The sequence below is a fragment of the Rhodococcus sp. NPDC003348 genome, assembly GCF_053589375.1.
This window is the reverse complement of record NZ_JBSFRT010000053.1, coordinates 1-25,249: the sequence shown is the minus strand read 5'-3', so window position 1 is coordinate 25,249 and position 25,249 is coordinate 1. Positions and strand designations below refer to the sequence as shown.

The 25,249-nt window shown below is 69.6% G+C and carries 22 protein-coding genes and 1 pseudogene; 14 read left to right on the top strand and 9 right to left on the bottom strand.

Annotation, left to right across the window (positions count from 1 at the left end; translation table 11 throughout):
- Positions 1 to 6: 6 nt before the first annotated feature.
- The 3 genes from trhO to metH are packed head-to-tail and all read right to left on the bottom strand — an operon-like array spanning position 7 to position 5,118.
- The gene (gene trhO / locus ACWDU4_RS25240; protein ID WP_450116683.1) at positions 7 to 858 is read right to left on the bottom strand and encodes an oxygen-dependent tRNA uridine(34) hydroxylase TrhO; all 852 of its coding nucleotides are present in this window, start codon (positions 856 to 858) and stop codon (positions 7 to 9) included.
- On the bottom strand, positions 858 to 1,556 hold the full coding sequence (locus ACWDU4_RS25235; RefSeq protein ID WP_450116682.1) for an HAD family hydrolase: 699 nt from the start codon (positions 1,554 to 1,556) through the stop codon (positions 858 to 860). Before ACWDU4_RS25235 ends, trhO begins: the two co-directional genes overlap by 1 nt.
- Positions 1,549 to 5,118, bottom strand: a complete 3,570-nt coding sequence (metH, locus tag ACWDU4_RS25230) for a methionine synthase (protein WP_450116681.1) — start codon at positions 5,116 to 5,118, stop codon at positions 1,549 to 1,551. The genes ACWDU4_RS25235 and metH overlap by 8 nt, the downstream gene beginning before the upstream one ends.
- Before the next feature lie 51 nt (positions 5,119 to 5,169).
- On the opposite strand from metH, the gene ACWDU4_RS25225 reads away from it, so the two are divergent.
- The 4 genes from ACWDU4_RS25225 (at position 5,170) to ACWDU4_RS25210 (ending at position 8,383) form a co-directional block, all read left to right on the top strand.
- Positions 5,170 to 6,066 (top strand): PAC2 family protein, encoded by an 897-nt coding sequence (locus tag ACWDU4_RS25225; protein WP_450116680.1) that lies wholly within the window; start codon positions 5,170 to 5,172, stop codon positions 6,064 to 6,066.
- 59 nt (positions 6,067 to 6,125) lie between these two features.
- Entirely contained in the window at positions 6,126 to 7,241 is a 1,116-nt protein-coding gene (locus ACWDU4_RS25220; protein WP_450116697.1) for an MFS transporter, read from the top strand.
- A 61-nt stretch (positions 7,242 to 7,302) separates the two neighbouring features.
- Complete coding sequence (locus ACWDU4_RS25215; RefSeq protein ID WP_450116679.1) at positions 7,303 to 8,049, top strand: hypothetical protein; 747 nt, start codon at positions 7,303 to 7,305, stop codon at positions 8,047 to 8,049.
- A 124-nt stretch (positions 8,050 to 8,173) separates the two neighbouring features.
- On the top strand, positions 8,174 to 8,383 hold the full coding sequence (locus ACWDU4_RS25210; protein ID WP_450116678.1) for a three-helix bundle dimerization domain-containing protein: 210 nt from the start codon (positions 8,174 to 8,176) through the stop codon (positions 8,381 to 8,383).
- 33 nt (positions 8,384 to 8,416) lie between these two features.
- Here the strand turns inward: ACWDU4_RS25210 and ACWDU4_RS25205 are convergent, their stop codons facing one another.
- The gene (locus ACWDU4_RS25205) at positions 8,417 to 8,902 is read right to left on the bottom strand and encodes a hypothetical protein (protein ID WP_450116677.1); all 486 of its coding nucleotides are present in this window, start codon (positions 8,900 to 8,902) and stop codon (positions 8,417 to 8,419) included.
- Positions 8,903 to 9,032: 130 nt separating this feature from the next.
- The gene (locus ACWDU4_RS25200; protein WP_450116676.1) at positions 9,033 to 10,373 is read right to left on the bottom strand and encodes a PucR family transcriptional regulator; all 1,341 of its coding nucleotides are present in this window, start codon (positions 10,371 to 10,373) and stop codon (positions 9,033 to 9,035) included.
- 72 nt (positions 10,374 to 10,445) lie between these two features.
- On the opposite strand from ACWDU4_RS25200, the pseudogene ACWDU4_RS25195 reads away from it, so the two are divergent.
- From ACWDU4_RS25195 to ACWDU4_RS25180, 4 genes and pseudogenes are all read left to right on the top strand, one after another.
- Positions 10,446 to 10,991: pseudogene (locus tag ACWDU4_RS25195) on the top strand (hypothetical protein); the annotation flags it as partial.
- Positions 10,992 to 11,077: 86 nt separating this feature from the next.
- On the top strand, positions 11,078 to 11,341 hold the full coding sequence (locus tag ACWDU4_RS25190; protein ID WP_450116699.1) for a hypothetical protein: 264 nt from the start codon (positions 11,078 to 11,080) through the stop codon (positions 11,339 to 11,341).
- A 43-nt stretch (positions 11,342 to 11,384) separates the two neighbouring features.
- Complete coding sequence (locus ACWDU4_RS25185; RefSeq protein WP_450116696.1) at positions 11,385 to 11,837, top strand: MaoC family dehydratase; 453 nt, start codon at positions 11,385 to 11,387, stop codon at positions 11,835 to 11,837.
- A complete protein-coding gene (locus ACWDU4_RS25180; protein ID WP_450116675.1) occupies positions 11,834 to 12,652 on the top strand; it encodes an alpha/beta fold hydrolase in 819 nt (272 codons plus the stop codon). Before ACWDU4_RS25185 ends, ACWDU4_RS25180 begins: the two co-directional genes overlap by 4 nt.
- 77 nt (positions 12,653 to 12,729) lie before the next feature.
- Here the strand turns inward: ACWDU4_RS25180 and ACWDU4_RS25175 are convergent, their stop codons facing one another.
- Genes ACWDU4_RS25175 through ACWDU4_RS25165 form a run of 3 tightly spaced genes read right to left on the bottom strand, consistent with a single transcriptional unit; the run spans position 12,730 to position 16,158 of the window.
- Positions 12,730 to 13,077, bottom strand: a complete 348-nt coding sequence (locus tag ACWDU4_RS25175; RefSeq protein WP_450116674.1) for a UBP-type zinc finger domain-containing protein — start codon at positions 13,075 to 13,077, stop codon at positions 12,730 to 12,732.
- Entirely contained in the window at positions 13,070 to 14,503 is a 1,434-nt protein-coding gene (locus tag ACWDU4_RS25170) for an ATP-binding protein (protein ID WP_450116673.1), read from the bottom strand. Before ACWDU4_RS25170 ends, ACWDU4_RS25175 begins: the two co-directional genes overlap by 8 nt.
- On the bottom strand, positions 14,500 to 16,158 hold the full coding sequence (locus tag ACWDU4_RS25165) for an FAD-dependent oxidoreductase (RefSeq protein WP_450116672.1): 1,659 nt from the start codon (positions 16,156 to 16,158) through the stop codon (positions 14,500 to 14,502). The genes ACWDU4_RS25170 and ACWDU4_RS25165 overlap by 4 nt, the downstream gene beginning before the upstream one ends.
- Before the next feature lie 119 nt (positions 16,159 to 16,277).
- On the opposite strand from ACWDU4_RS25165, the gene ACWDU4_RS25160 reads away from it, so the two are divergent.
- Positions 16,278 to 16,952 carry a hypothetical protein gene (locus ACWDU4_RS25160; RefSeq protein ID WP_450116671.1) on the top strand — a complete coding sequence of 225 codons (675 nt, stop codon included), beginning with the start codon at positions 16,278 to 16,280 and terminating at the stop codon, positions 16,950 to 16,952.
- 97 nt (positions 16,953 to 17,049) lie between these two features.
- Here ACWDU4_RS25160 and ACWDU4_RS25155 read toward each other — a convergent pair whose 3' ends face one another.
- Positions 17,050 to 17,235: a hypothetical protein gene (locus ACWDU4_RS25155; protein WP_450116670.1), complete on the bottom strand. Its 186-nt coding sequence runs from the start codon at positions 17,233 to 17,235 to the stop codon at positions 17,050 to 17,052.
- Positions 17,236 to 17,432: 197 nt separating this feature from the next.
- Here ACWDU4_RS25155 and ACWDU4_RS25150 point away from each other — a divergent pair, with 197 nt between their 5' ends.
- From ACWDU4_RS25150 to ACWDU4_RS25130, 5 genes are all read left to right on the top strand, one after another.
- A complete protein-coding gene (locus tag ACWDU4_RS25150) occupies positions 17,433 to 17,780 on the top strand; it encodes a YidH family protein (protein ID WP_450116669.1) in 348 nt (115 codons plus the stop codon).
- A 237-nt stretch (positions 17,781 to 18,017) separates the two neighbouring features.
- Positions 18,018 to 20,516, top strand: a complete 2,499-nt coding sequence (gene nirB, locus ACWDU4_RS25145) for a nitrite reductase large subunit NirB (RefSeq protein WP_450116668.1) — start codon at positions 18,018 to 18,020, stop codon at positions 20,514 to 20,516.
- Complete coding sequence (locus tag ACWDU4_RS25140) at positions 20,513 to 20,833, top strand: Rieske (2Fe-2S) protein (protein WP_450116667.1); 321 nt, start codon at positions 20,513 to 20,515, stop codon at positions 20,831 to 20,833. Before nirB ends, ACWDU4_RS25140 begins: the two co-directional genes overlap by 4 nt.
- Positions 20,834 to 20,880: 47 nt before the next feature.
- Positions 20,881 to 24,582, top strand: coding sequence for a nitrate reductase subunit alpha (locus tag ACWDU4_RS25135; protein ID WP_450116666.1), 3,702 nt, complete (start codon positions 20,881 to 20,883; stop codon positions 24,580 to 24,582).
- 10 nt (positions 24,583 to 24,592) lie between these two features.
- Positions 24,593 to 25,249 (top strand): 4Fe-4S dicluster domain-containing protein (locus ACWDU4_RS25130; RefSeq protein WP_450116695.1); only part of this gene is annotated, 657 nt, incomplete at its 3' end.

The window sequence follows — 25,249 nt, the reverse complement described above, 5'->3', positions numbered from 1 at the left end:
CGCCGCTCAGTCGTCCGGAGCGCACGCCGCGCAGAGCAGGGTCTGCGCGCGTCCCTCGGCGGTGCTGTGGTCGATGTGCCGTGCGGTCGGCGCGCCGCAGCGCGTGCAGCGGCCGAGAACCGCGGTGTGGTCCGAGAACTCGACCTTCTTGCGGCCGTCGAACACGTACAGCGACCCGTCCCACAGACCGTCGTCGCCGAAGGTCTCGGCGTAGCGGACGATCCCGCCGTCGAGCTGGTAGACCTCCTCGAATCCGCGCCGCCGCATCAACGCCGAGAGCACCTCGCACCGGACGCCGCCGGTGCAGTAGGTGACGACCGGCTTGGACTTGAGGTGGTCGTATCGTCCGCTTTCGAGTTCGGACACGAAATCGCGGGTGGTCGCGACGTCGGGAACCACCGCGTCACGGAACCGGCCGATCTCTGCCTCGAAGGCATTGCGACCGTCGAAGAACACCACATCGTCGCCGCGTCGATCGACCAGATCGTGCAGATCGTGGGGAGACAGGTGGGTGCCGCCGCCCACGACGCCGTCCGCGTCGACCCGCAGTTCGTCCGCTGCACCGAACGTGACGATCTCCGGGCGCACCTTCACCGACAGACGGGGGAAGTCGGCACCGGTTCCGTCGGACCATTTGATGTCGGCGTCGGCGAACGGCGGGTACTCGCGGGTGCCGCGGACGTACCGCTTGACCGCCGCGACGTCACCGCCGACCGTCGCGTTGATGCCGTGCTCCGACACCAGGATTCGGCCGGTGAGCCCGTTCGCCGAGGCCAGTGCGTGCTGCCACAGCCGGATCGCCTCCGGATCCGCGAGCGGCGTGAACCGGTAGAACAGGACGATCTTGGGTATGGCCACTAGACGGTGACCAGCGCGTGCAGCGAGTGCAGGTCGTCTGCGGCCAGGCCTACGAGAGTGTCGCGGAAGATCCGCCGCGGCCCCTCGGGCACCGCGACCAGCGACGGCACCACGAGCACCGTGCAGCCCGCGGCCTCGGCCGCGGCGGCGCCGGTGGGCGAATCCTCCACGGCCAGGCACCGTTCCGGTTCCAGACCGAGCAGTTCGGCGGCCCGCAGGTACGGCGCCGGATCCGGCTTGCCCGCGGCGACCTCGTCGCCGCACACCGAGTGGTCGAAGTGCCCGCGCCCCAGGGTGTCGAGGGCGTACTCGCACAGCTCCCGCTCGGTGTTGGTCACCAGCGCCGACCCGAGCCCGAGCGACCGGACGAGACCCAGCGCCTCCCGTGCGCCCGGCCGCCAGGGCAGACCGGCGGTGAACATCTCCGCCATCCGCGCGTACAGCCAGGACTTGGCCTGCGCCAGCGCCTCCGGGGTCTTCTCCAGTGCCAGCGAGTCGAAGATCGTCGCGAGCGCGAACGGCGTCGAGGAGCCGATGGTCGCCTCGCGCGTCTCCTCGGACATGGTGCCGCCGAGATGCTCGGACAGCTCGCGGACACCGATGTCCCAGAGGTTCTCCGACTCCAGCAGCGTGCCGTCCATGTCCCACAGGACGGCCTGCAAGTGCCCAGACACCTCGGCGGTGCCGATATCAGACATTGAAGTACTTCGCCTCCGGGTGCGTGAGCACGAACGCGTCGGTGGACTGCTCCGGGTGCAGCTGCAGCTCCTCAGACAGGGTCACCCCGATCCGCTCCGGTTCGAGCAGTTCGACCATCTTGCGCCGGTCCTCCAGTTCCGGGCACGCGCCGTAGCCGAACGAGTAACGGGCGCCGCGGTATCCGAGCTTGAAGAACTCCTCCACGTCGGCCGGGTCCTCGTTGGCGACCGCGTCGCCGCCCGGCATGGTCAGCTCCTCACGGACCCGCCGGTGCCAGTACTCGGCGAGCGCCTCGGTCAGCTGGACGCCGATGCCGTGCACCTCGAGGTAGTCGCGGTAGTTGTTCGCCGCGAACAGCTCGTTGGCGAAGTCCGCGATGGGCTGTCCCATGGTGACGAGCTGGAACGGCAGCACGTCCACCTGGCCGGACGCGCGGGCGTCCTCGCGGGGCCGGATGAAGTCGGCGATGCAGAGGAAGCGGTCCCGCTGCTGGCGCGGGAACGTGAACCGGTATCGCTCCTGCGCATCCGGATCGGGCGACTCGAGCACGACGACGTCGTCGCCCTCGGACACGGCCGGGAAGTAGCCGTACACCACGGCGGCGTGCGCGAGGATGCCCTCGGTCGCGAGGCGGTCCAGCCAGTGCCGCAGCCGCGGACGGCCCTCCGTCTCCACGAGCTCCTCGTAGGTGGGTCCGTCGCCGGCGCGCTGGCCGCGCAGGCCCCACTGCCCGAGGAACAGGGCACGCTCGTCGAGCAGGCCGGAGTACTCGGCCAGTGCCACGCCCTTGACGATGCGGGTACCCCAGAACGGCGGTGTCGGCACCGGCAGGTCGGCGGCGACGTCGGATCGCGCGGGCACCTCGACCGGCGTCTCGGCGGCCTTGCGGGCCTCCGCGATCCGCTTCGACCGCTCGTGCCGGGCCTTGCGTTCGGCGGCCTTCTCGCGGGCCGCGATCGCCTCCGGACTGTCCGGGTCCGGACCCTCGCCGCGCTTGGTGGCCATGATGGTGTCCATCAGGTGCAGGCCCTCGAACGCGTCGCGGGCGTACGAGACCTCGCCCTGGTAGACCTCGGCGAGGTCGTTCTCGACGTACGACCGGGTCAGCGCGGCGCCACCGAGGAGCACCGGGAACTGCTCGGCGACGCCCTTGGCGTTGAGCTCCTCGAGGTTCTCCTTCATCACGACGGTCGACTTCACGAGCAGACCCGACATGCCGATGACGTCGGCGCGCTTGTCGAGGGCGACGTCGAGGATGGTCGCGATCGGCTGCTTGATGCCGATGTTGACGACCTCGTAGCCGTTGTTGGACAGGATGATGTCGACGAGGTTCTTGCCGATGTCGTGGACGTCGCCCTTGACGGTGGCGAGCACGATCCGGCCCTTGCCCGCCTCGTCGGTGGCCTCCATGTGCGGTTCGAGGTACGCGACCGCGGCCTTCATGACCTCGGCGGACTGCAGCACGAACGGCAGCTGCATCTGCCCGGAGCCGAACAGCTCGCCGACGGTCTTCATGCCGGACAACAGGGTCTCGTTGATGATCTCGAGCGGCGGGCGCTCGAGCATGGCGGCGTCGAGGTCGGCGTCGAGGCCCGCCCGTTCGCCGTCGACGATGCGCCGTTCGAGCCGCTCGAACAGCGGCAGCGCGGCCAGCTCCTCGGCCCGGGACGCGCGCGCCGAGGCCGCCGAAACGCCCTCGAACAGCTCCATCAGCTTCTGCAGCGGGTCGTAACCGTCGCGGCGGCGGTCGTAGACCAGGTCGAGCGCCGTTTCGCGCTGCTCGTCCGGGATCCGGGCCATCGGCAGGATCTTCGACGCGTGCACGATCGCGGTGTCGAGGCCTGCCTCGGTGCACTCGTGCAGGAACACCGAGTTCAGCACCTGCCGCGCGGCCGGGTTGAGGCCGAACGAGATGTTCGAGATGCCGAGCGTGAAGTGCACTTCCGGGTGTCTGCGCTTGATCTCGCGGATCGCCTCGATCGTCTCGATGCCGTCGCGCCGCACCTCCTCCTGACCGGTGGAGATCGGGAAGGTCAGCGCGTCGATGATGATGTCGGCCTCGGCCAGACCCCACGTGGTGGTGATGTCCTCGATGAGCCGCTCGGCGATGCGCACCTTGTGTTCGGCGGTGCGCGCCTGCCCCTCCTCGTCGATCGTCAACGCGACCACCGCGGCGCCGTGCTCCTTCACCAGCCGCATGATCCGCTGGTACCGCGAGTTCGGGCCGTCACCGTCCTCGTAGTTGACGGAGTTGACGGCGCACCGGCCGCCGAGGTGTTCGAGGCCCGCGCGCAGCACGTCGGGTTCGGTGGAGTCGAGCATGATCGGCAGCGTCGACGCCGTCGCGAATCGGCTCGCCAGTGCCGCCATGTCCGCGGCCCCGTCGCGACCGACGTAGTCGACGTTGAGGTCGAGCATGTGCGCGCCGTCGCGCGTCTGGTCCTTCGCGATGTCGATGCACTTCTGGTAGTCCTCGGCGATCATCGCCTCGCGAAACGCCTTGGAGCCGTTGGAGTTCGTGCGTTCACCGATCATCAGGATCGAGGCGTCCTGGTCGAACGGAACCGACGCGTACAGCGACGAGGTGCCGTCCTCCGGCTGCGGCGTGCGCTGTGCCCGCTCGACCTGCCGGACCGCGTCCGCGACCTGGCGGACGTGCTCGGGGGTGGTGCCGCAGCAGCCGCCGACCAGCGAGAGGCCGAACTCGGTGACGAACCCGGCGAGCGCCGCGGCCAGATCCTCCGCCGACAGCGGGTACTCGGCGCCGTTGGGTCCGAGCACCGGGAGCCCGGCGTTCGGCATCACCGACACCGGCAGCCGCGAGTGCTTGGACAGGTGCCGCAGGTGCTCGCTCATCTCGTCGGGACCGGTGGCACAGTTCAGCCCGATCATGTCGATGCCGAGCGGTTCGAGGGCGGTCAGCGCGGCACCGATCTCGGAGCCGAGCAGCATGGTCCCGGTGGTCTCGACGGTGACGTGGGTGATGATCGGGATGCGGCGGCCGGCCTTGTCCATCGCGTGCTGGCTGCCGATGATCGCGGCCTTCACCTGCAGCAGGTCCTGGCAGGTCTCCACCAGGATCGCGTCGGCACCACCGTCGATCATGCCGAGTGCCGATTCGGTGTAGGCGTCCCGCAGCACCGCGAACGGGGCGTGGCCGAGGGTCGGCAGCTTGGTTCCGGGTCCCATCGACCCGAGCACGAACCGGGCCATGCCGTCCCGGCCCGGCCCCATCTCGTCGGCGACGTCACGGGCGATGCGGGTGCCGCGCTCGGAGAGATCCCTGATCCGGTCCGCGATGTCGTAGTCGGCGAGGTTCGGCAGGTTGCAGCCGAAAGTGTTGGTCTCGACGGCGTCGGCACCGGCCTCGAAGTACGCCGCGTGGATCTCGCGCAGCACGTCGGGGCGGGTTTCGTTGAGGATCTCGTTGCAGCCCTCGAGGTCGCGGAAGTCGGCGAGGGTGAGGTTCGCGGCTTGCAGCATCGTCCCCATGGCACCGTCGCCGATGACAACGCGCTTCGACAGCGCATCCAACAGGGCGGAATGGAATGGGGCAGACATGCCCACCAGAGTAGTGGGCGGGTCGGACCGCCCTGGCCGTAGGCTGGGCAGGTGAGTCCAACCGAACACTCCGAGACGCCCGACGACGACGTCCCCACCCTCCGTGACCCGATTCTCGTGGCCGCGTTCGAGGGCTGGAACGATGCCGGAGACGCCGCCAGCGGCGCGGTCGAGCACCTCGAATTGATCTGGGATGCCAGGCCACTCGCCGAACTGGACTCCGAGGACTACTACGACTACCAGGTCAACCGTCCACAGGTCCGGCAGGTCGACGGCGTGACCCGGGAGATCCAGTGGCCCGCGACCAGGATCTCGGTGTGCTCGCCCCCCGGCAGCGAACGGGACGTGCTGCTGCTGCGCGGGATCGAACCGAACATGCGCTGGCGCAGCTTCTGCGACGACCTCCTCGAGATCATCGAGGAACTCGGCGTCACCACGGTGGTCATCCTCGGGGCCCTGCTCGCGGACACCCCGCACACCCGTCCGGTGCCGGTCACCGGCACCGCCTACAGCACCGAGTCCGCGCAGGCGTTCAACCTGGAACAGACCCGGTATGAGGGGCCGACCGGCATCACCGGGGTGTTGCAGGACGAGTGCGTCAAGGCCGGCGTCCCCGCCATCTCGTTCTGGGCGGCCGTCCCGCACTACGTCTCGCAGCCGCCGAACCCGAAGGCGACCGTCGCGCTGCTGCGCCGCGTCGAGGACGTGCTCGACGTGGAGGTCCCGCTCGGCGAACTGCCGGGGCAGGCGGAGGACTGGGAGCAGACCGTCACCGAGATGACCGAGGAGGACGAGGAGATCTCCGAGTACGTGCGTTCGCTCGAGGAACGCGGCGACGCCGAGGTGGACATCTCCGACGTGATCTCCAAGATCGACGGCGACGCCATCGCCGCCGAGTTCGAGCGCTATCTGCGCCGGCGCGGCCCCGGCAGCTTCGGTGGCGTCTGAGCGGCGCGCCACGGTGAGATCCCGCCAGGGCATCTGACGTGGCGGGTGTGCGGTCCCGGATGCAGCGCGGCGCGCTGTACGCCGGTGGATTTCTGGGTCCGTTCGGCGGAGGTGTCGTCACGTCGATGCTGCCGGAGCTCGGTGACTCGCTCGGGGTGAGCACCGCGCAGGCCGCGTCGGCGCTGACCGCCTACCTGCTGCCGTTCGCGGCACTGATGCTCGTCTCCGGCACCTACGGCGCCCGCTGGGGCGGGTTGCGCACCGTCCGCATCGCCTACGGCGTGTACGCGGTGGCCGCGGTGCTCGCGGTCCTGGCACCGACGTTCGCGGTGTTCCAGGTCAGCCGGGTGGTGCAGGGCTGTGCCAACGCGTTCACCACGCCCCTGCTGCTGGCCGCGCTGGCGGCGATCACACCGAAGGCGCGTCTCGGCCGGGCGCTGGGGGTGTTCGGCGCGCTACAGGCCGCAGGGCAGACGACCGCCCCGCTGGTCGGCGGGCTCGCGGCGGAGGTCAACTGGCGGCTCGCGTTCGTGGTGATCGCGGTGGTCGCGGTGTTGCTCGGCGCGCTCGGCCTGCCGCCCTCACGGGGGGCGGGACCGGCGGGTACGCCGCCCCGGCTGCGCGACGCCCTGCGCCCGACAGTGCTGCGGGTCGGTCTGGTGGCCCTGCTCGGCTGGGGCGCGCTCGGTGGACTGAACTTCCTGGTCGCGTTCCACGCCGAGGACACCCTCGGCCTGGACTCCGCCCACCGTGGCCTGCTGCTGACCGGGTTCGGTGTGGCGGGGATGCTCGCCGCGCGGCCGGTCGGAATCGCGATCGACCGGTTCGGCGCCCGCGCCGCGGTGATCACCGGCGCGGTCGGCGGCGCGGTCCTGGTCGCGGCGACGGGGCTGCTCGGCTCGGTCGGCGCGGTAGCGGTCACCTGGGCGCTGGCCGGCGTCGCCGGGCAGTTCGTGCTGGTCGGGGTCAACTCGGCGATCCTCATGTCGGAGGGCGCCAACCGCGCAGGCGCGGTCTCGGTGGTGCAGGCGTTGCGGTTCGGCGGGGCCGCGCTGGCGCCGATGACGTTGACACCGCTGTACGCGGTCAACCCGATCGCGGCGTTCGTGCTGCCGACACTGATGCTCGCGATCGCGGCGCCACTGCTCATGCCGCGCCCCGTCCGCGGCAGCTGATCCTCCGAAATTGGGGCGGATGCCCCATGCCGAGCCGCGGCGAGCGGCCGAGGATTGCGTCATGACCAGTTACAGCACCCCCGAACAGGCTGCCCTCGCCACTGTGCGCGATGCACCGCTGTGGCCGGGAACCGACGAACGGCTCACCGGCTACGGCGTGATGGGACTGCCGTTCGACAGCGGCCACTACCTCGCCCTGCGGCACTTCCCGGCCACCACGATCGGACCCGCGTACCGCACCGTGTGGCACCGGGACCCGGACGGCGAGTGGACGTTCTTCTCGACGGCGGAGCCGGAGCAGAGTTGTCCGCGCTACTTCGCCTCCTCCACCACCACGCACACCGTCCACGCGAACATCGACCTCGAATGGGACGGGCCGTACGAGCTGCGGGTCACGATCCCCGAGGTCCTCTCGTGGCGGATCGGGCTCGCGTCGACCCCGGCCACCGCGGTGATGTCGGCGGTCGGTCGCCGACTGCCCGTCGCCGTCTGGCGCAACGAACCGTTCCTGAAGATGATGGGGCGCACCGCGCGCCCACTGCTTCGGACCGGTCGAATCGGCCTCTGCGGCACGGTCCCCAACGGGCAGCGTTTCGGTGTCGCACCACGGATGTTGTGGGCGGTGACCGCGAGCGAGGCCCACCTGCGAGGCACCGACCTGGGCACCCCCGGGCCGCTGTCCCACCAGGACCGCCTCGGCGACTTCTGGCTTCCCCAGCGCGGCATGTTCGCGGTCGGCAACGCGGATTTCGAGTCGTTCGATCCCGCCCGTCACCGCACGGTGTTGTCCAGCGAGACCGCCGGCTGAGGGGAGTGCACCCCGCCGGTGCGACACCTGCACCGGATTCGACTGCGACACTGATGTTTCCGCAAGCACGCCGCGAGTACACCGAACCTGTTGACGTGCAGCCCCCACGGAGTCACACTGCCTCATGTTGCCCAGCGAAGAACGGCATCTGATCGCGTTGGCGACCCGACGTCTCGCCGACAAGCACTCGGACCTTCCGATCGAAACAGTGGCCGCGGCCGTGGCCCGCGCGCGCGATCACTTCGCCGACCGGCCGATCCGGGACTTCGTTCCCCTGCTCGTCGAGCGGCACGCGGAGAGAGAACTGGCCGCTGCCACCCGGCTCGACGCGTGACACACCCGGCGGCTCCGCCCACCCGGAAGTCCGTCAGGTCTCCTTCTCCGCGTCTCCGAGCCCACCGCCGCTCGCACCGCTGTTGCGGGCTTCGATCGCCTTGACGGACTTCTTGAACGTGCTTCCCAGGACGACCTTGCCGAAGACCGCGAGAACGCCCGCCAGCAACCGTCCCTTGAGGTTCTTGCCGTCGCGAACCACGACGACGTCCACATCGGTCTTCCCGTCGGCCTGGGGCGTGAGCGTGTAGGTGTGGCCGGAGTGGCCTCCCCACAGGTTGGAGTCGGTCGTCGTCATGACGACGTGGCGGGGGTCGGACCAGTCGTAGTGCAGGCGTTCCCAGATGCCGTTCGACCCCTCGGTGACGTCGGCGTCCTGGGGGCCCTTCTTGTGCACCTTCAGGTAGCTGTCGGCACTGTTGCCGAAGATCTCGTGGCGGCTCGGCCCGAAGTCGGTGAGCCCGGCGACGAACTGCTCGGGTGTGGCGGTGGTCGTCTCGTTCAGATGGATCGTGGACATCTGACTTCCTTCCTTCGCAAGGTGGATGATCTGGCCGGACAGCATGCTGGACGGTCCGCCGACTGGTTCTGGCGGCCGGGGTCGGTGAGGCATCCTGCGCACCGCTGACGCGGAGGTCGCGCACGACCACTCAGGCGGAACGGCCCGGTCGCCCTTGTCGCAGCGGCGGCCCGGGACCACTGTTGACCTCGCCGGATTCGACGAGTACGACGTCCCCGAGCAGATGGCAGACCTGGAGGGCGAGTTCGACCTCGAGACGGTCGGTTCCGACCGGGCGCCCCCGCTCGACCTGCGCCCGCTGTACTCGGTACTTGACGGTGTTGTAGTGCAGCGTCAACCTCTCGGCCGCGGCCTTGTTGCTCGCCCCGGTCTCCAGGAAGACCCGAAGCGTCTCGCGCAGCCGGTCGTTTCCGGGGGTGTCGGCAGCGAGTCCGCCGAGGAAGTACCGCACCCAGCGCCGGGTCGCGGTGAGGTCCTGCACGAGCAGTGCCGTGGTCGCGACTCCGGGGTCGGTGAACGCGGTGACCGTGGGGCCGGCCGGCCCGGCCGCGACCGCCACCCGCCTGGCGGCGTCCGCCTGGATGTGGGATCTGCGGAACCCTGACACCCCAGGGAGGGGGCCGCCGACTGCGATGCGGCCGGGCCGCTCTCGGTCGGCGAACTGCCGGATCGCGGTGACGACGCGGGTGGCGTCCACACCCTCCCCCAGCGGTATCCATGCCCAACCGGTGTTCCGGTCGGCGGCCACGAACAGCGGTTCGCCGCGGGAGCGAAGCAGCCGCGCGATTCGGCGTGCACACTGCTCCAGCCGCGCCGGCCCCTCGTCGTCCTCCAGATCCTCGGAGAGCCCGAGGATGAACGCGAGATGGTTGTGCCGCAACGGGTATCCGATGGAGGACTCGATCGACATCGACTCGGCGGTCTCGTCGGCGATGAGCTCGAGGACGCGCAGGGCGCGGACCCGGTTGCGGTTGAGCAGCCAGCGTTCTCGTTCGGTTTCGTACATCTGCACGGCCTGCTGAGAGATCCGGTCGGCGTAGGCCGCGATCACGGTCACGATCCGCCGCGCGATCCGAAGAACCATCTCGGGATCCTCTGCGGGACCGTCGATTTCACCGAGTGCCGTGTCCACCAGAACGGTCTGCCCGAGCCGGTAGGCACGGACGAGCGCGTTGACCGGAACGTCGTGCCGGGCGAGTCGCCGCGCGTATTCCATTGCCGACGCCGAAGCCTCGAGGTGGGCGGCGGAGATGTTGTATCGCAGCGCCTGCCGGACGGTGTCGACATTGCCCTCGATGCTCCCGTCGAGCATCTCGAGCATCGGCGGATCACGAAGCTCGCCGATCTCGGCCGCGAGCACCTCGCGGATGGTCCCGGTGATCTGCGGCAGCCGCGACTGCATGACGGTCGCGATGGCGGACACCCGCGCGTCGACATCGGCGTCGACAGCGTGGGCGGACATTCCGGCCATGGGATCGAGAGTAGGCCGCCGCCGCTGTCATCGGAAGGACTTTGCGCAGGTCAGGGATTGTCTCCGCAGGACATGTGCGCGCCGACAGTTGGTTCACCGGCGACATGGCTCACTGCCGGCCCCGCTCATAGCGTTGCACGCACCGGCCGATCGACGACCACCTCTGGCCCACATCGACGCCGCCACCCACATCCACCGACCCCATCGAAGGACCACTTCATGACCTCCACCGCATCGACAACCTCCGACGTCACCCGGCTGCAGGCCGCATCCGCTCCGGAACCGCCCCGGCGGACACCGCACGCCCTCTCGTGGCTGCGTTTGTCCACGAGCCTGGCCAGGTCCCCTCGCTCTCTCATCGGCCGGGGGTGCGGGCTGGCGGGCGACTTGGCCGGCATCGCGCGTGGCACCTCGACGCGGCAACCCGCACGCGCCGACAAGCGGTTCGCCGACCCGGCCTGGTCGGCGAACCCCGTGCTGCGCCGGATCATGCAGGCGTACCTCGCGGCGGCGGACACCGCCGATCGGCTGGTGGCCGACGCCGACCTGGACTGGCGCGACCGGGAACGCGTGCAGTTCGTCGTCGACAACCTCGTCGAGGCGGCCGCGCCCACGAACAATCCACTGCTCAACCCGCTCGGATACAAGGCGGTCATCGACACCGGTGGCGTCAGCATCGACTGCTCGGCGGCGACACCGAGTTCGTGTTGTCCACCAGCGGCCACATCGCGGCCCTGGTCAACCCGCCCGGCAACCCGCGCGCGTCGTACCGGGTCGCGCGCCCCGACACCCCGGACCCGGAGCGGTGGGCCTCCGAAGCCGAGAAGCACTCGGATTCGTGGTGGCCCCACTACGCGGCCTGGCTCGCCGACCGCAGTGGACCCGAGAAGGCCGCTCCCACAGCGCTGGGCTGCGCCGGGTTCGCCCCGGTGGCCCCGGCACCGGGCTCGTACGTCCGTGAACGCTGACCGCACCTCGACCCGCAACCGTCTCGACCACGGAAGGACTCCCATGACGACCACCGTGCAGCACCCCGTAGACCTCCTCGACCTCGCCGGGCAGACCCTCGGCACGACCGACTGGTACCCGATCACCCAGGACCGGGTGAACATGTTCGCCGACGCCACCGGGGACCACCAGTGGATCCACACCGACCCCGAACGTGCCGCGGCCGGGCCGTTCGGGGGCACCATCGCGCACGGCTACCTGACGCTGTCACTCGCTGCCCGGGCCATCGGAGATGGTACTGACCATCGAGAACCTCGGCACCGCAGTCAACTACGCGTGAACAAGGTGCGCTTTCCCGCGCCGGTCGCGGTGGGATCGAAGATCCGCGCGGCCGCCCGCATCGCGTCGGCCAGGCCGCGCGATCACGGCATCGAGGCCGTGATCGGGCTGACCTTCGAGGCAGCCGGATCGGATCGGCCCGCGTGCGTCGCCGAGTGTGTGGTGATCTACCGATGAGCGCGGCCGCCGACGGTGTCGGCGCGCCCCGAATGATGCCCGTCGGTCGACGTCCACTTCGCGTCGCCGTGCGCGCGGGGACCGGCATCCCGCTGGTCCTGTGCAACGGAATCGGCACTCCGCTGGAGGCGCTCGACCCCCTGGTCGACCACCTCGGCCCGCACCGCACCGTCATCCGATTCGACGTCCCGGGGGCCGGCGGGTCGCAACTGGGCATGCTACCGCGGACCCTTCCCCAGATCGCCTGCCTGCTGGGCCGCCTGATCGACGCCCTCGGCCACGATCGGGTCGACGTGCTCGGCTACTCGTGGGGTGGCGGCCTGGCCCAGCAGTTCGCCCTCCAGAACCCTCGACGATGCCGGCGGCTGGTACTGGCCGCGACGGGGACCGGTGCCCTGATGATTCCGGCGCGCCCATCGGTGCTCACGAGGATGACGAGCCGTCGCCGGTTCACCGATCCCGACCACCTGACCGAGATCGGTCCCGGTCTCTACGGCGGCACCGTCGCCGGCGACAACGCCGACCTGACCGGCCTTCTCGCCCGGCACCCCCTCGGCGGATCCACGCGGGGATACCTCTACCAACTCGCCGCAGGCGCGCTGTGGACGAGCCTGTTCGTGTTGCCCGCGATCCGGCAACCCACCCTCGTCATCGCCGGAACCGACGATCCGCTCGTCCCGATCGCCAACGCCCGCATCCTTCATCGGCTGCTGCCACACGCCACTCTCGACCTCCATGACGGCGGCCACCTCGACCTCCTCACCCGTTCCGAACTGTTCGGCGCGACGATCGAGGGCTTTCTCAGCGCACCGTGATGCCGGTGACGACTCGGCGGGACGGGATCCCGGCAGCCTCGTCGGGAATGGCGAACCACCCGCGGTACCGGTCGGCGCTAGTGGACGCGGCCCTCCCAGTCGTCGGGCACCCGGCCTGCCGGCCCCGGAACCGGCTGGTCGGTCGGGTGGTGCCGGGGCGGGGCGAGGTCGGGGCCGTCGTACATCTGCTCGGTCCGATAGTCGAAGAACCAGTTCTCTCCCGGCTCGAAACTCTGGATGAACCGGTGCCCCGTCGCCGCGGCGTGTGCGCTGGCGTGCCGCGCGGGTGACGAGTCGCAGCATCCGATGTGACCGCACTGCGCGCATCTGCGCAGATGAAACCACCATCCCCCGTCGGCGTCGCACTCCGCACAGCCCGGCCCACTCGGGGGCACGTCAGGGTCGATCCCCTCGATCTCAGCCATCGTGATCTCCTTCCGGTGCGGTCAGCGGAATGCGGACCACGAACTCGGTGTGCCCCGGCCGTGACTCCACACGGATGTCGCCTTGGTGCTTGTCGACGATTCGCCACGAGATGTCGAGCCCGAGCCCGGTGCCCTCCCCGACCCCCTTGGTGGTGAAGAACGGCTCGAAGATGCGGCCGCGGATGTCCTCGGGGATACCGGTCCCCGTGTCCCCGATCCCCACGGCCAGGTGGTCGCCGTCCCGGTGGGTGCGGACGGTGAGGGTGCCGCCGCCGCCCATCGCACCGACGGCGTTGTCGATGAGGTTCGTCCAGACCTGGTTGAGTTCGGCGGCGTACGCCGGGACGCGCGGCAGACCGCGGTCGTACTCCTTGACGACCTCGATGTCGTCGCCGATCTTGCGGGCGAGCATCACCAGAGTGCTGTCGAGCAATTCGTGCACGTCCACGACCTGGAACGGGGCGCGGTCCATCTGCGAGTACTGTTTGGCGGCACCGACGAGAGCCGTGATCCGAGAGGTGGAGTCCGCGATCTCGTCCATCAGCAGTTCGGTCTCGACCGTGTAGTTCAGCCAGGTGACGGCCCCGGGGAGGACGTCCGGGTCGACCGCGGCCGCGACCCGCTCGAGCCAGTCGACGTCGAGCCCGGCCTGCACGAAGGTCGGCGCGAGAGTCCAGCCGCCCGCGATGCCGTGATCCTCGAGCCATTCGCCGAGCACGTCCTCGCGGTCCGCCGCCTCGAGGGGGCTCAGTACCGGGGCCTTCGCGACCAGGTCGACGGCCTCTTCCTGGATCCCGATCAGCGCGTGGAGGGTTGCGGGTTCGTACGTGCCCGAGGCGATCATCCCGAGCTTGTGCCGCATCCCGGCGACCCGGTCCCGCAACGAGGATGTCGCCCGGACCGCGGCCGCGGCCGGGTTGTTCAGCTCGTGTGTCAGCCCGGCGGACAGCGAACCGAGCGCGAGCAGCCGCTCCCGCTGGTCGAGGATCTCGCGGGAGCTCTGGTTGCCGAAGAAGAGCCCCTCGAGCAGGTGCAGCGCCATCGGGAACCACTCCGCCATGAAGTGTGCGAAATCCTTCGCGTCGAGGACGAAGAAGGTGGACCGTTCGGGGACCGTCATCGAGCCGCTGTAGACCTGCGGTACCCGGTCGCCCATGTAGGCGGTCCACGCGCCCGCGTACGCCCCTCGGTGGGAGGTGCGCACCATCTCCACGTCCTGTCCGCCCGAGAGCTTCGTCAACACGACCACCCCCTCGACGAGGACGTAGAAGCAGGTCGCCGGGTCGCCCTCGCGGTACACCGGGCCCGGCTCGATCACCTCGACCCGCCCGGCGCGGCACAACTGCCCGAGCTGATCGTCGTCGAGCTTCTCGAAGAGGAACAGCGTGCGCAGTTCCTCCGGCGAGCAGATCGGCCGCGCGTTCACGGCTTCGCCAGGTATCGGTGCACCAGCATCACGGCCATGGCGCCTTCCCCCACCGCCGACGCCACCCGCTTCGCGGAGTCGGCGCGCACGTCGCCGGCTGCGAACACCCCGGGAACGCTGGTCTCCAGATGCTGCGGCAGGCGTTCGAGTGCCCAGCCGCGTGGCGGTTTGCCGTCGACCACCAGGTCCGGGCCGGACACGACGTAGCCGTGGTCGTCGCGCACCACGACGCCGTCGAGCCAGTCGGTGCGCGGCGCGGCCCCGATGAACAGGAACAGCCAATGTGCGTCGACGATCTCGTCGCGGCCGATGGTGTTGTCACGCAACGTGATCCGATCCAGGTGGTCGGCACCCTCGACGCCGACCACCTCGGTGCAGACCCGGACCGTGATCCTCGGGTTCTGCCGGATCTGCCCGATCAGATAGTGCGACATCGAGTCGTCCAGCGACCGCGCCCGCACCACGATGGTGACCGACCGGGCGCCCCGGGCGAGGTGGACCGCCGCCTGCCCCGCCGAGTTGGCCCCGCCGACGATGTACACGTCCTGCCCGCTGCATCGCGCGGCCTCCGTCACCGCGGACCCGTAATACACACCGCGGCCCGTGAATTCGGCGAGACCCGGGGCCGCCAGCTGCCGATAGGAGACGCCGGTCGCGAGGATCACGGTGTGCCCGTCGAGCGATGCGCCGTCCGCGAACCGGACGGTGCGCGCGGATCCGTTCACCTCCAGGGCAACGACGTCGCGCGTGGTGATCACCTCGGCACCGAACTTGGCGGCCTGCCTGCGCGCCCGGTCCGCGAGCTGGGCACCGGACAGTCCGTCGGGAAAGCCGAGATAGTTCTCTATCCGGGAGCTCTGCCCGGCCTGGCCGCCGGTGGCCGTACGCTCGATCAGCACGGTGCGCAGGCCCTCGGACGCGCCGTACACGGCCGCGCCGAGCCCGGCGGGCCCGCCCCCGATGACGACGAGATCGTAGAAGTCGGACGATGGGGTGGTGGCCAGTCCCACCTCGTCCGCCAGTTCCGAATCGGTTGGCTCCACCAGCGCCCGGCCGTCACCGGTGATCACCACCGGCAGTCGCATGCCGTCGGCGCCCGCGGCTTCGAGCAGGCGCTGCCCCTCCGGTTCGTCGGACATGTACCACCGGTAGGGGCGCTGGTTGCGGGCCAGGAACTCCCGCACCTCCGACGACCGTGCCGACCACCGGTGTCCGACCACCCTGGTCTCCGTCACCGGCCTGCGGTCGGAGGTCACCCAGGCGTCGAGCAGGGCGTCGAGTACGGGATAGAGCTTCTCCTCGGGAGGATCCCACGGCTTGAGCAGGTAGTGGTCCAGGTCGACGACGTTGATCGCGTCGATCGCGGCGTCGGTGTCGGCGTAGGCGGTGAGCAGGACCCGTTTCGCGGCGGGGTACAGATCCATGCCGCTCTCGAGGAACTCGATACCGCTCATCCCCGGCATCCGCTGGTCTGCGACCAGAACTGCGACCGGGTCGCCGCGCAACTTCATCTCCTTGAGCGCATCCAGGGCCTCGCCCCCCGACTGCGCCCGGATGATCCGGTACTTCTCCCCGTAGCGTTTGCGCAGGTCCCTGGCGATGGCGCGCGAAACACTCGGGTCGTCGTCGACGCTGAGAATCGCAGGCTGTGCCATCGGTCTCCCCTCCGTAGCGGCCGCTGCGCCTTCGTATCGAGTATGCCGCCGATGTCGATGCCGCGCGGCGCGTGAACGGATGCCTGGTGCCGCGGCGGGACTTCGGCGACCATTGATCCATGGCCGATACGCGGGGCGAGGCCGCGGCCGGTCGGCTGCGGACGCCACGCGCAGCCGCGGTCGCCGGCGTCGTGTTCGGTGTCCTGTTCGCAGCCAGCATCGCCCTGCTGCGCACGGCGATACCCGGCGCGACCGGCGCACCGTGGTTACACCACCGGTCACAGATCACCTTCGCCCTGATCCTGGCCCCCTTCGCGAGTATCGCCTTCCTGTGGTTCATCGGCGTCGTCCGGGACAGGTTCGGGGAACTCGAGGACCGGTTCTTCGCGACCGTCTTCCTCGGCAGCGGACTGCTGTTTCTCGCGACGATGTTCGTGTCGATGGCCCTCGCGGGCGGGCTACTCGCGGTGTCCGCGGAGTCGACCCCGCCGTCCGACGGGCTGGTGTATTTCGGACGGGAGGTGATGCTGCACGTCAACAACGTCTACGGCGTGCGCATGGCGGCGGTGTTCATGATCTCCCTCGGCACCATCTGGCTGCGCACCGGACTGATGCCGCGATGGCTGGCGATCTCCACCTACCTGTTCGCGGTGCTTCTGTTGGTGGTCGTGAGCTTCAACCTCTGGGTGACCCTGGTGTTCCCGGCGTGGGTCGTGGTGATCAGCGCCTACATTCTCGCCACGGACCGGGCTCGGTCGAGCATCCCGACCGACTCTCACCGTGAGGACCGGTGAGGAGCGCGCGTCGCTCACACCGGCATCTCGCGGGCGCAATCGCGCGGCGGGAATCGGTTTGTGGCGGTGGAGAATCCGTCAGAATTCGGTCCGGGTCTCAGATGCACCAGACGAGGGCGGCGGACCCGACGGGGACCGAGAAGCAGAGGGCGACCGACCCGAGGGCCGGGGTCGCGGCCGTACTCGCCGATGCGACGGGAGGTACGAGGACTCCGAGCGAGAGGGTGACGGCGGTCGCGGCGAGGACGGGGGCAATCCTGGTGGACATGGTCTTGGTGGACATGATGCGAACCTTCGAGCGAAAGTAGAGGCTTCGAGCCGACTCGCGGCTCCCATTCATCCTCCGCCCGTCACCGCCGACAGCGCAACGGCCACTCCCCGGCGTCGCGGGCGGGAAATCGAGCGCTCCGGGGACGCGTCACCGGACGACACCGCGCCGCGGATACCGGACAATGAGGGAACGGGGGCTCGGGAGGGCGCATGATCCGCAACATCTTCGGTCCCGCTCAGCCGAACACCGGGAGCACCGCTCGCGACCACCTCGCGAACGAGCGAACCTATCTCGCGTGGCACCGAACCGGGATCAGCGTCGCCGCACTCGGCGTGGCGGTCGCCAAGTTCGCACCGAACCGCGGCGGCCACGCCGTGGCCGCCGGATTCATCCTGATCGCGGCGGGGCTGCTGGTGTCCCTGTACGGCACGTTCCGATACCGGGCCATCAGCCGGCAGATCGAGTCCGGTGAATTTGCACCGGCCACGTTCACCGCGATCGTCACCTCGACCATCGTCACCCTGCTCGCCCTCGTCGCGGTGGTGGTCCTGCTCTGACCTGGACCTGCGTGCCGACGGGCCGCTATCTCTCCCCGGGCAGCGGGTCGTACCGGCACTGGATCCACCACCCGACAACCCGTGTGGCGAGTTCGCCTGTCCCGGGTGTCGCCGACCCGGTGAGTAAACCCGATGACAGAACCCTGACAGCGCGTCCTCCGCTCAGGTGAGCAGTTCCTGATTGCCGCGTAACGTCCCGGCAGCGACCGCGTCACCACGGCGCCGCACCCTCGTTGCATGGCGAGCACAGGTGACGTGAAGAGGCGACTGCTGGTGATCGGCAACGGCATGGCCGGCGCCCGCACCGTCGAGGAGATCCTCGCGCGCGGCGGCCGGGACATGTTCGACATCACGATGATCGGCGACGAGCCGTACGGCAACTACAACCGCATCATGCTCTCCCACGTCCTCGCAGGTGAGGCGGCCGCGGACGGCGACGACATCATCCTCAACCCGATGAGCTGGTACCGCGAGAACGGCGTCACCCTGTACGCGGGCGACCGGGCGGTGCGGCTGGACCGGTTCGCCAAGACCGTCACCTGCGAGAGCGACCGCGTCGTCGACTACGACATCCTCGTCGTCGCGACCGGGTCGAACACCTTCTTCCCGAACATGGACGGCCTGCGCGAGCCGGACGGCCGCCTCGGACGAGGGGTGTTCGGGTTCCGCACCATCGCGGACACCAACGGAATGTTGCAGATGGCGCAGTCCCGGGACGGGGTCACCGCGGTCGTGATCGGCGGCGGACTGCTCGGACTCGAGGCCGCATACGGGCTGCGCACCCAGGGACTGGCCGTCAGCGTCGTGCACTCCCCCGGTCACCTGATGAACCAGCAGCTCGACGAGCGCGGCGGCGAGGTGCTGCGCGCGAAGATCGAGGGCCTCGGAGTGGGTGTGCGCACCGCCATGCGCACCACCGCGGTGCTGCGTGACCCGTTCGGCGCGGTGACCGGGGTGGCGTTCACCGACGGCACCAGCCTGCCGGCCGACATGGTGGTCGTCACGGCGGGCATCCGCCCGAACACCGAACTGGCCCGCGCCGGCGGCCTCGTCGTCGAACGGGGCATCGTCGTCGACGACCAGATGCGCTGCGAGGACGAGGGTTCGGTGTACGCCGTCGGCGAGTGCGCCCAGCACCGCGGCGAACTGTACGGTCTCGTCGCGCCCGTCTGGGAACAGGCCGTCGTCCTCGCCGAACACCTCACCGGCGCGAATCCCGAAGCGGCGTACCGGGGTTCGTCGTCGACCACCAAGCTCAAGGTCGCCGGACTCGACGTCGCCGCGATGGGCGCCAAGGGACCGGAACTCGACGGCGACGAGTTCGTCCAGTTCTACGACTCCCGCACCGGCGTGTACAAGAACGTGGTCGTACGCGACGGCAAGCTCGTCGGTGCCACGCTGATGGGTGAGACCGGCAAGGCCGCGCTGCTGACCCAGGTGTTCGACGGCAAGGTGGAGCTGCCCGAGGACCGGCTCTCGCTGCTGTTCGACCTCGCCGGAACCACCGGCGCCACGGCCGCCGCGGATCTGCCCGACGACGCGCAGGTGTGCAACTGCAACGGCGTCACCAAGGGCGATCTGGTGGCGTGCCTGCATTCCGGCGCGCAGACGCTGACCGAGGTGTGCGCGAAGACCCGGGCAGGCAAGGGCTGCGGCTCGTGCAAGGCCCTGGTCGCGGACATCGTCGCCTGCGCCGCGGGCGGGGACCTGAAGGCGGATCCGGCGGCCGACTGGTACGTGCCGTGTATCCCCATGACGAAGGCGGAACTGATCGCCGCGATCCGCGAGCGGGACCTGCGCGCGGTGTCACGGGTGTTCGCGGAACTCGCCGAGGGTGGAGTCGAGGTCGCGACCGCGAAGATGCCCCTCGCATCGCTGCTGCGGACGATCTGGGGTCCGGACTGGGTGGACGAGCGCGGCGCCCTGTTCATCAACGACCGGGTGCACGCGAACATCCAGCGTGACGGCACCTTCTCGGTGGTCCCGCAGATGAAGGGCGGTGTCACCACACCCGACCAGTTGCGGCGCATCGCCGATGTCGCCGACAGGTACGCGGTGCCGCTGGTCAAGGTCACCGGTGGTCAGCGCATCGACCTGCTCGGCATCAAGAAGGAGGACCTGCCGAAGGTGTGGGGTGATCTGGACATGCCGTCCGGCTACGCCTACGGCAAGAGCATGCGGACCGTGAAAACGTGTGTCGGCAGCGACTTCTGCCGGTTCGGGCTCGGCGACTCCACGAACCTCGGCATCGCGCTCGAGGAACGGTTCCAGGGGCTGGAGACCCCGGCGAAACTCAAGCTCGCTGTCGCCGGGTGCCCCCGCAACTGCTCGGAGGCCCTGTGCAAGGACCTCGGTGTCGTGGCCGTCGGGGACGGCCGCTGGGAGGTCTACATCGGCGGCGCCGCCGGCGCGCACATCCGCAAGGGCGATCTGCTCGCCACCGTCGACTCGGCCGCCGCGGTGGTCGAGCTCGCGGGCCGGTTCATCCAGCACTACCGCGAGGACGCGAAGTGGCTCGAGCGCACCTACGACTGGGTGCCACGGGTCGGCCTGGAACGACTGCAGGCGTTGTTGATTCGAGACGAGGAGGGCATCGTGAACGGACTGGACGAGAGGATGGCGATCGCGGTCGCGGGGTACCGGGACCCGTGGCGCGAGCGCAGCGCGCCGAAGTCGGCCGCACAGTTCCAGCCGTCGCTCCCCCTGCTGCCGCTTCCCCAGGTGCCGGTCCGATGACGGCGCTGACCGACCGCGAGGTGGCGGTGGGGCAGGTCTCGGACCTCACCCCGGGCGAGGGCCGGACGTACGTGGTCGACGGCAGGCAGATCGCGGTGTTCCTGCTGGCCGACGGCACGGTGCGCGCGATGGACGCGGTGTGCCCGCACCGGGCGGGGCCGCTCGCCGACGGCCAGATCGACGGCGCCGTCGTGACCTGCCCGCTGCACCAGTACGCCTTCCGCTTCGACACCGGGGCCTGCACAACCGACACCGTCGCACCGGTCCGGGTGTACCCGGCCGAGGTGCGGGACGGGGCCGTCCTCGTCCGGATCTGATGGACACCCCACCTGCATTGTCGCACTTCACCTTTCGAGAGGCTCATATGTCCCAGACCACCGGCAAACTGGACGCGGACGCGCTCCTGCGGTTCGGCAAGCACTTCCAGCGCGGCGAGGCGTCGGCCGACCTGCGCACCCTGCACCAGATCGGCGGCCGCACCTCCGACGACTTCTACCGGGACCGGATGTCCTACGACAAGGTGGTGCGCTCCACGCACGGTGTCAACTGCACCGGGTCCTGCTCGTGGAAGATCTACGTCAAGGACGGGGTCATCACCTGGGAGGCGCAACAGACGGACTACCCGTCGATCGGGCCGGACAAGCCGGAGTACGAGCCGCGCGGCTGCCCCCGAGGCGCGTCGTTCTCCTGGTACACGTATTCGCCGTCGCGGGTGCGCTACCCGTACGTGCGCGGCGTGCTCCTCGAGATGTACCGCGACGCCAAGGCGCGCCTCAAGGACCCGGTCCTGGCGTGGGCGGACATCGCCGACGACCCGGAGAAGTCGAAGACCTACAAGGCCGCACGGGGCAAGGGCGGCTTCGTGCGCGCCGAGTGGTGGGAGGCCGCGGAAATCGTCGCGGCCGCCCACGTGCACACCATCAAGCGGTACGGCCCGGACCGGGTCGCCGGGTTCTCGCCGATCCCGGCGATGTCGATGGTCAGCCACGCGATCGGCGCCCGGTTCATCTCGCTGCTCGGCGGCGCGATGCTCTCGTTCTACGACTGGTACGCCGACCTGCCGGAGGCGTCGCCGCAGGTGTTCGGCGACCAGACCGACGTCCCCGAGTCCGCGGACTGGTTCGACGCCGGCTACTTGATCATGTGGGGCTCGAACGTGCCCGTCACCCGGACCCCGGACGCGCACTACATGACCGAGGCCCGCTACCGCGGCCAGAAGGTCGTCGTCGTGTCCCCCGACTACGCCGACAACACGAAGTTCGCCGACCAGTGGCTGCCCGCCCGGCCCGGCACCGACGGCGCGCTGGCGATGGCGATGGGACACGTGATCCTCACCGAGTTCTTCGTCCGCAAACAGGTCCCCCGCTTCCTCGACTACGTCAAGGCGTACACCGACCTGCCGTACCTGGTGACACTGGAACCGCGCACACCCGACGCGACGACCAACGGTCACGGCCCGTCGTGTGTGCCCGGCAAGTTCCTCACCGCCGCCGACCTCGGCCACACGGGTGAGGGGGTCGAGTTCAAGACCGTGCTCCTCGACTCCGCGACCGGCGAACCGGTCGTCCCCAACGGCTCCCTCGGCGACCGGTTCACCGAATCCGGCAAGGGCAGGTGGAACCTCGACCTCGACGGAGTCGACCCCGTCCTCAGCCTCCACGGCAGCACCGACACCGCCCTGATCGACCTCCCCCGTTACGACACCAACACTCCCGGCGTCCTGCGCCGCGGCGTGCCCGTACGCACGGTCGCAGGCCGACTGGTCACCACCGTGTTCGACCTGATGCTCGCCCAGTACGGTGTCGCCCGCGACGGGCTTCCCGGCACCTGGCCGTCCGGCTACGACGACGCCGACGAGCCGTACACACCGGCCTGGCAGGAGGGCATCACCGGCGTCCCCGCGGCGTCGGCGGCGCGGGTCGCGCGCGAGTTCGCCGACAACGCCGACCGGTCCGGCGGCCGGTCGATGATCCTGATGGGCGCGGGCACCAATCACTGGTTCCACTCCGACCAGATCTACCGGTCGTTCCTCACGCTGACCCTGCTCACCGGCTGCCAGGGCGTCAACGGCGGCGGGTGGGCGCACTACGTCGGGCAGGAGAAGTGCCGGCCCGTCACCGGCTGGTCCACCCTCGCGTTCGGCTCCGACTGGGCCCGGCCCGCGCGACAGATGCAGGGCACCGTGTTCTGGTACCTGGCCACCGACCAGTGGCGCTACGACCCGTTCACGTCCGAGGCGATGGCGTCGCCGCTCGCGAGCGGCGCGTTCGCCGGCCGCACCGCCGCCGACAACATCGCGCTCGCGTCGCGGCTCGGGTGGATGCCGAGCTACCCGACGTTCAATCGCAATCCGCTCGATCTCGCCGATGAGGCGGCCCGGCTGGGCAAGGACGCCGCCGAGCACGTCGTCGACGGACTCAAGACCGGGCACCTGCAGTTCGCGGTGGAGGACCCGGACGCACCGGAGAACTTCCCCCGCACCCTGATCGTGTGGCGCTCGAACCTGCTCGGCTCGTCCGCGAAGGGCAACGAGTACTTCCTGCAGCACCTCCTCGGGGCCGGGTCGAACCTGCGGGCGTCCGATTCGACGGGCGTGCACCCGGAGGAGCTGGTGTGGCGGGACGAGGCGCCGAACGGCAAGCTGGACCTGCTGACCACGCTGGACTTCCGGATGACCAGCACCACCCTGTTCTCGGACGTGGTGCTGCCCGCGGCGACCTGGTACGAGAAGCACGACCTGTCGTCCACCGACATGCACCCCTTCGTGCACGCGTTCTCGCCGGCGATCTCGCCGCCGTGGGAGTCGAAGACCGATTTCGAGGCCTTCCACCGGATCGCCCGCGGGTTCAGCTGGCTCGCCGAGAAGCACCTGGGCACCCGGCGCGACATCGTCGCCGTCCCCCTGCTGCACGACACCGTCGACGCGACCGCGCAACCCGGCGGCAAGGTGCTGGACTGGAAACGCGGTGAGTGCGAACCGATTCCGGGCAAGACGATGCCGAAGCTGGTGGTGGTCGAACGCGACTACACCACGATCGCCGAGAAGATGGGCGCGCTCGGCCCGCTGGTCGAGGAACTCGGCCTGACAACGAAGGGCGTCACCACGCATCCGACCGAGGAGGTCGAGTACCTGCGCGCCGTCAACGGCACCGCCCTGTCCGGTGTCGCGGCGGGTCGGCCGTCGCTGGCGAAGGACCGGCACGCCGCGGAGGCGATCCTCGCGCTGTCCGGCACCACCAACGGCAGGCTCGCCACCCAGGGGTTCGAACACCTGCAGGAACGCACCGGCACCCAGCTCGTCGACCTGGCGGCGGAGAACGAGGGCACCCGGATCCGGTTCTCCGACACCCAGGCCCGACCCGTGCCCGTGATCACGTCGCCGGAGTGGTCGGGCAGCGAGACCGGTGGCCGCCGCTACTCGCCGTTCACGATCAACACCGAACGGCTCAAGCCGTGGCACACCCTGACCGGTCGGCAGCACTTCTACCTCGACCACGACTGGATGGCCGAACTCGGCGAACAGCTGCCGATCTTCCGCCCGCCGCTGGACATGACGGCGTTGTTCGCGGAGCCCGCGGTCGGCGAGACACACGGCAACGGCGTGGGCGGCAGCGTCACGGTCCGCTACCTCACCCCGCACAGCAAGTGGTCGATCCACTCCGCGTACCAGGACAACCTGCACATGCTCACGCTGTCCCGGGGCGGCCAGACGATCTGGATGTCCGACGTGGACGCCGCGAAGATCGGGGTCGCCGACAACGACTGGATCGAGGCGACCAACCGCAACGGGATCGTCGTGGCCCGCGCGATCGTCAGCCACCGGATGCCCGAGGGAACCGTGTTCATGTACCACGCCCAGGACCGGGCGGTGGACGTGCCGCGCACCGAACGCACCGGCAAGCGCGGCGGCATCCACAACGCGCTGACCCGCGTGATGATCAAGCCGTCCCACCTGATCGGTGGCTACGCGCAGCAGTCGTTCGCCCTGAACTACCACGGCCCCACCGGAAATCAGCGCGACGAGGTCACCACGATCCGCCGCCGCGACCAGGAAGTGACGTACTGACATGAGGGTTATGGCGCAGATGGCCATGGTGATGAACCTGGACAAGTGCATCGGCTGTCACACCTGCAGCGTCACCTGCAAGCAGGCGTGGACCAATCGTGGCGGCGTGGAGTACGCGTGGTTCAACAACGTGGAAACCCGCCCCGGACAGGGCTATCCGCGGCAGTACCAGGACCAGGAGAAGTGGAAGGGTGGCTGGACGCTGAACAGGCGCGGCAAGCTCACCCTCAAGTCCGGCTCGCGCATGAAGCGGCTGCTGAACATCTTCGCGAATCCGGACCTGCCCACGATCAACGACTACTACGAGCCGTGGACGTACGACTACGACAACCTGCTCGCGTCGGCGCCGATGGACACCACCCCGGTCGCACGGCCGAAGTCGCTGCTGACCGGCGAGGACACCAAGGTCACCTGGGGCGCGAACTGGGACGACGACCTGGGGTCGGGACCGGAGCAGGTCGGCAAGGACCCGCTGCTGGCCAAGGTGTCCGACAAGGTCAAGCTCGAGTTCGAGCAGACGTTCATGTTCTACCTGCCGCGTATCTGCGAGCACTGCCTCAACCCGGCGTGCGCGGCGTCCTGCCCGTCCGGCGCGATCTACAAGCGGTCCGAGGACGGCATCGTCCTCGTCGACCAGGACAAGTGCCGCGGCTGGCGGCAGTGCGTC